Here is a 5,281-nt window from a genome sequence, read left to right as displayed (position 1 = left end):
AAATATGCGATTTCCTATTGAAGTTGAATATGATTTTTAATCGTAAGTGACATTGAAAACTAAGTGTGACCGAACATCACCTGCCGAAATGGCTCTCTCATAAGGAAAATATCGAGCGGTTAAAGGAAAAATCAATAAGTCATCCTGATTATTCACTACCGTACCGACTTTATAACTACGAGTAAAACTTAATGGTGCTTTACTACTTCTTTCTATTACTTGAATACCAACACCCTTTGCACCATTAGTTCCAGCTTCTTCATTTCTTAGTACGCCATTAACATCACTCGCCGACGCATTTCCACGAAAATCAATATTAAATGTAGTTAATCCTGAAGAGGTAATTCCACCGTTACACTCCATGGTAATATCAAAATCAATCTCTCCCACAGGTGCTTGATAAGCGGTCAATTGATTGCGTTTTATCGGTGCGAGTGTCACATTCTGTTCTCGTCCACCATTGATTAAGCAAGATGGCGATACAATTGTGATCGCATTTCCTTGTAGATACGTCCGAATTAATGGATCCGTATTATGTTTGTAACCATATTCGGTGTACTGCCCATTGGCAATTGTGCCAGAACCTGTTTTTCTTGCGGTTTTTATCAATGTTAATGTGAACGTTGAGTTTTCAAGGTATACATTTACACCATTTCGTCCGCCATAAATCGTATGAGTACCGGGATAGAGAATATTGACTTGGTTTCCACCTCGTTCAAATTTCATACCTATTCCTGGAATACTGGATTGATAAACGCCATCACCTAAATGACGCAGACCACCCATCACCACTTCAGCTTGAAGCGTATTCGTTCCATAACATGTTAAATACGATTGATAGCCATTAGTACGCATAGGCCATTGTTTTCTCATAATAACCCCTCCAACAGGAAGGTTTGGATCAACAACAACATTGCCTAAGGTCATATTGAGATCTATGGGTCTTACATTCTTGCGATAACAAACATCTGCATACCCGAAAGCTAATGCATACTGAGTAGTAAGGAGAACACCAGCACCAATTAGCCAGCGCCATTTTTTGATCATTGACATAGACTCTCCTGACTATTTTCCGTCGTTAATGGGAACGAACACTCTCCGCCTTCCCACTTCACTGTCGCAAGTTTAGATTCATTATTACTAATAAAGACTGTCCCACCTTGCCCTACAACACCAATGTAATTCCCTTGAGGATCCAACACATTGGCACCGAATGGCAGCGCTTTACTGTTCGGTCGAACGACGCTATACACTGCGTTTTTCTCAATTTTCGTATCAAAAACAACTTTTACAACGCTACCTTCATACGGTACAACTTGCGCTGTGGTACTGTTAAACACGATATCTTCAGGGCTACCTTTCGGGTCAATGTCGACATTATTAATACGATAAGGGCGAACATAAGGCGCTAACGCATATCCATGGCTATCAATTTTGGTATTCTGAGACCCCATGACAGAAGCCCCTTCGGCCCCCTTCGCTTCTATTAATGCAATCGTTGAAGAGGTATTCGGCGAGAATGTGACTCCACCCTCATGCACCACCATTGATCCATTAGCAGAAGCACCATATTGACGATAACCATTACCTTGGCTGTAGTTAGCATTCGTATTCACAACCGAAGTTTGATATCCCGTATTCAGTGCAAAGTTACTATTACCATGTTCTTCAAACGACGTATTTAAACCATAAGTCCAATTATTATCTGTATCAATTGACCCATTAACTCCCACTTGTGAAGAACCAAATTTATCATTATTAAAGATGGTGTTTGAGGTAATGGCAGCGTAATTGCGATCCCCGAAATAGAGAGGGAAGTTCACATTTAAACTCACACGATCATCTTGCGTTCTTTGCGTATTATCTGAATAGACTCGCATAAATGAGATGCCATACGAAAAGCGTTCAAATTGGTTGTTGTAATTTAATTGATACTGCTTTTCGATACCGCTACGGTTCCAATAACTTGAAATACGTCCAGTGAAATAGAAACTTCCTAAGTCGTACGGTAAATTTTGGTTAATTGTGTAGCTAAAACCGTTTTTCTCACGCCCTAATGAACTATCTATTCCTTTCTTATCCGCATCAATCGTGTAAATCGCATTAGAAAGGCTGTAATAATCTTCTGTTGAATAACGATATGCTGCTAATACAAGGTTTGTGTCAGTATCAGAAAATAACTTGTTAAAAGTAAACCGGTAACTTTGCCCCATATCCGTTTTTTGCTTGAATACCGTTCTTGATTGGGTAATATCGACGGCAACCGCACCAATAACCGTATTCACACCCGCACCTAGCAAATAAGCCTGATAGTCATCAAATGCCGTGATTCCACCATACAGTGTGAACGTGTTATTTAAACCGTGCTGCAAAGTACCTTGCATAATGAACGGTTGGTTACTGATGCCTTTAGCATCTGATTTACCACCTGACAGTTGATAACGGGTATAACCGGGACGTAGTAACTGTGCCATAGACGTGTAAGGCACACTAAAAGAAGATTCACTTCCATCTGCCTCTTTGATAGTCACAACAAGGTCATTACCATAACCAGATGGGTACACATCATTGAGGTTAAATGGCCCAGGGGAAACCGAGGTTTGATAAATAACGACGTCATTTTGTTTGACGGTAACAAGGGCATTACTTTGTGCAACACCTCGAATTTCAGGTACAAAAGAACTCATGCTATCAGGATACATTGTATCGTCAGTGGCAATTTTAGCCCCTAATAAACTGATACTGTCGAACATATCCCCGTCAGTATAAAACTGACCTGCGGTTGCTTTAGATTTCAATCCAACAATAGGACGTTGTAAATAGGTTTGGTTACTATGCCAATTAGCACCCTCTTTACGTTGCCAATTTAAATTTCCAATATGCTTTAATAACCAACCGTCATAGCTTAATCCTGCATTTAATCCGAGATAAGCACTCGCATTATTGTTACCATTTGAGCGACTATCATAATAGTTACTCATATACCCCAGATTCAATGCAGGGACTCCAGTTTCCCAAAATTGTTCAGAGACATAGCCACGAGATGATTTCTGCTCATAAATTTGAGGAACAGAAATATCAACTCGTAATGTTGATGAGTGAAATGTGTCACTAACATCAGGATCACTATTCCACTGAGTTAAAAAAAGACACTCTTTGCTATCGGGTTTCGCCGTTGGGGCAAACTTTTCGACATTAATACCTAAGTCAGATAACAGGGCTGGGGTATAGCAGGTTCCTAACTGTCCATTTTCTTTTGCCACGAAATCAAGGTCGTATCGCCCTTTCCAACTCCCATTGGTATATACATCAACGGAATATTTTCCTGGGCCAATCCCTGTTGTATTAAATCTGTCAAAATCAACGTTTTCTTGGCTACCTATAATGAAACCGCTGTTAAATTCATACGTGGTATCTTCTTCACTCCAAGCATAAAACGACGGTAAAGCACAGACTGTGACTAAACCTGTCACTGAGAGTAAGTTTGTATATTTATTTTTTAACTCTCTCTGCTTCATTCTAAATCCTATTTAACGGTAGTTTTTACCGCTACATCTGAGCCGTAATCGTTGATATTGTTAATAATAATTTTAGTTCCTGACGTCAGTGCTCGCTTGAGTGTCACTGTCGACTGGCTTTTAGGCTCTAAAAAAATTGTTTCATTATTCAATCCGTTAGAACCATCAGTAGAAATTTTTGTAATAGTAATAAAGTATGGCGACGGGTTGCCGATATTAAGTTTGCTGCCATCTGCTTTAACAACGAGTTGCTCAGGAGCAAGCTCTCGACTACCTAGGCCTGATGGGCGATAGAAAAATTTAAAACGAGAACGGATAGCCAATTGCAGCACATTTTGATTTTCTTCTGCTTTATTTTTGACCATTGGTGGAATGTCTAACAAATTCAGCCACCATAAGGATTCTCTGTCTTGTGGTAAGGCGGATTTATCCATCAGCTTAATGCGGATAGTTTGTCCACCTTTTGCTTCAATTCGGGAAATCGGTGGCGTGAGTTGAAATGGCGTTTTAATCGTATCAGGTGTTTCAGATGCATCACCTGTATCAAGCCATGCCTGGGCCATAGCCGGGCGGTCAGCCGTATTATTTAATTGGATAGTGATTTCTTTCTCATCGCTAGGATAAACAAAACGAGTACCGTTAACGATGATGTTATTTGCAAATGCTGTCATACTCGACAGTAAGCAAAGGCTAAATAGAATGGCTTTCATGTAGGCCTCAAAGCAAAAAGCGGCAGTTAGCCCACCGCTTACTAACTCATGCTTTTATCGAAAATGCCGATAAAAACTGACTGAAAAATTAGTTATAAGTAATTTCGTAAGTCGCGTAGCTTTGGATTTCACCCGCGCTTACAGTGTCAGGAGTTGCTGTTGAGTAACCAACATAGTAAGTGAAACGGGTATTGCTACCGTTTTTCTCACCAACTGCTTTTGGTTGGCTTGCTTGACCTGGGAAAATTTTAGTAGTTTTTTCGCCGTCAGTAGACAGTGCTAATTGGATGTTTTTAGCGCCATTAACAACAGTGTTAGCTAAGCTACCGTTAGTGTTAGCTGCTAAGTTACCACCAGTCCAACGTACGCCTAAGGCTGCAGTATCAGTAACAGGTTTGCCGCTTTGTGCACAATCGCTGATTTCGATAGCGAAAGTTTTTGGTTTTAAAATAGTGTTAGCGCCGCCGTTTTTAACTTCTTGTAAAGAAACAGGTGCTAAATACACAGTTGCATCGCTACCTTGACCATCAACAGAAACGTTACAAGAAACATCCATAACTTTACCGTTAAAGTTAACTTGGCCACCGCCAACTGAAGTTGCTGCATTTGCTGTTGTGAAACCAAGAACTGTTGCTGCGATAGCAGTCAGTAAAACTTTTTTCATTTTCAATTCCTAAGATGAGTTTTTTATTTATTGCTTATACAAATTATTAAGAGGTCTTTTATTCAGTCTTGGGTAACAGCAAAAACAGAGCTCGACCGTATTAAAATACAGCCAGAAGTCAGCATATTTAAAGCTTCTAACAGATCCCTGTGATGCACAAATCAAAAGTAGCTCAGTGCATTCTGTTTTTGACCAACAACTTGTATGACCATCTAATTCGAAGCAAAGAATACATAAAAACTTATGTGTCATTAAATCGTTTTTACCTTAGCTTATTAACATTTTGATAGGTGCAGGCTATTGCAAATGATCTATTAATAGCCAAAACATCACTCGTACCCACCTGTCAGTTTTAATGTCCCAAAGTGCCCTGTCATCGCTTGGTGCGA

At 39.9% G+C, this 5,281-nt stretch carries 4 protein-coding genes; all 4 read right to left on the bottom strand.

The genetic code is table 11. The annotated features are described in order from the left end of the window. Nucleotides 1-36: 36 nt before the first annotated feature. The 4 genes from JK188_RS16240 to JK188_RS16225 all read right to left on the bottom strand — a co-directional run bounded on the left by JK188_RS16240 (nucleotide 37) and on the right by JK188_RS16225 (nucleotide 4,892). Nucleotides 37-1,047: a fimbrial protein gene (locus JK188_RS16240; protein ID WP_442959131.1), complete on the bottom strand. Its 1,011-nt coding sequence runs from the start codon at nucleotides 1,045-1,047 to the stop codon at nucleotides 37-39. Next, nucleotides 1,044-3,518 carry a fimbria/pilus outer membrane usher protein gene (locus JK188_RS16235; RefSeq protein WP_211885500.1) on the bottom strand — a complete coding sequence of 825 codons (2,475 nt, stop codon included), beginning with the start codon at nucleotides 3,516-3,518 and terminating at the stop codon, nucleotides 1,044-1,046. Before JK188_RS16235 ends, JK188_RS16240 begins: the two co-directional genes overlap by 4 nt. An 8-nt stretch (nucleotides 3,519-3,526) precedes the next feature. After that, a complete protein-coding gene (locus JK188_RS16230; protein WP_036948187.1) occupies nucleotides 3,527-4,228 on the bottom strand; it encodes a fimbrial biogenesis chaperone in 702 nt (233 codons plus the stop codon). A gap of 88 nt (nucleotides 4,229-4,316) precedes the next feature. After that, nucleotides 4,317-4,892 (bottom strand): fimbrial protein, encoded by a 576-nt coding sequence (locus JK188_RS16225; protein WP_036948189.1) that lies wholly within the window; start codon nucleotides 4,890-4,892, stop codon nucleotides 4,317-4,319. Between the last annotated feature and the right edge of the window lie 389 nt (nucleotides 4,893-5,281).

Source organism: Providencia sp. JGM181 (assembly GCF_018257375.1).
GTDB classification, from domain to species: domain Bacteria; phylum Pseudomonadota; class Gammaproteobacteria; order Enterobacterales; family Enterobacteriaceae; genus Providencia; species Providencia lanzhouensis.
The sequence above is the reverse complement of the archived record's forward strand: the minus strand, read 5'-3'. Positions and strand labels throughout refer to the sequence as shown.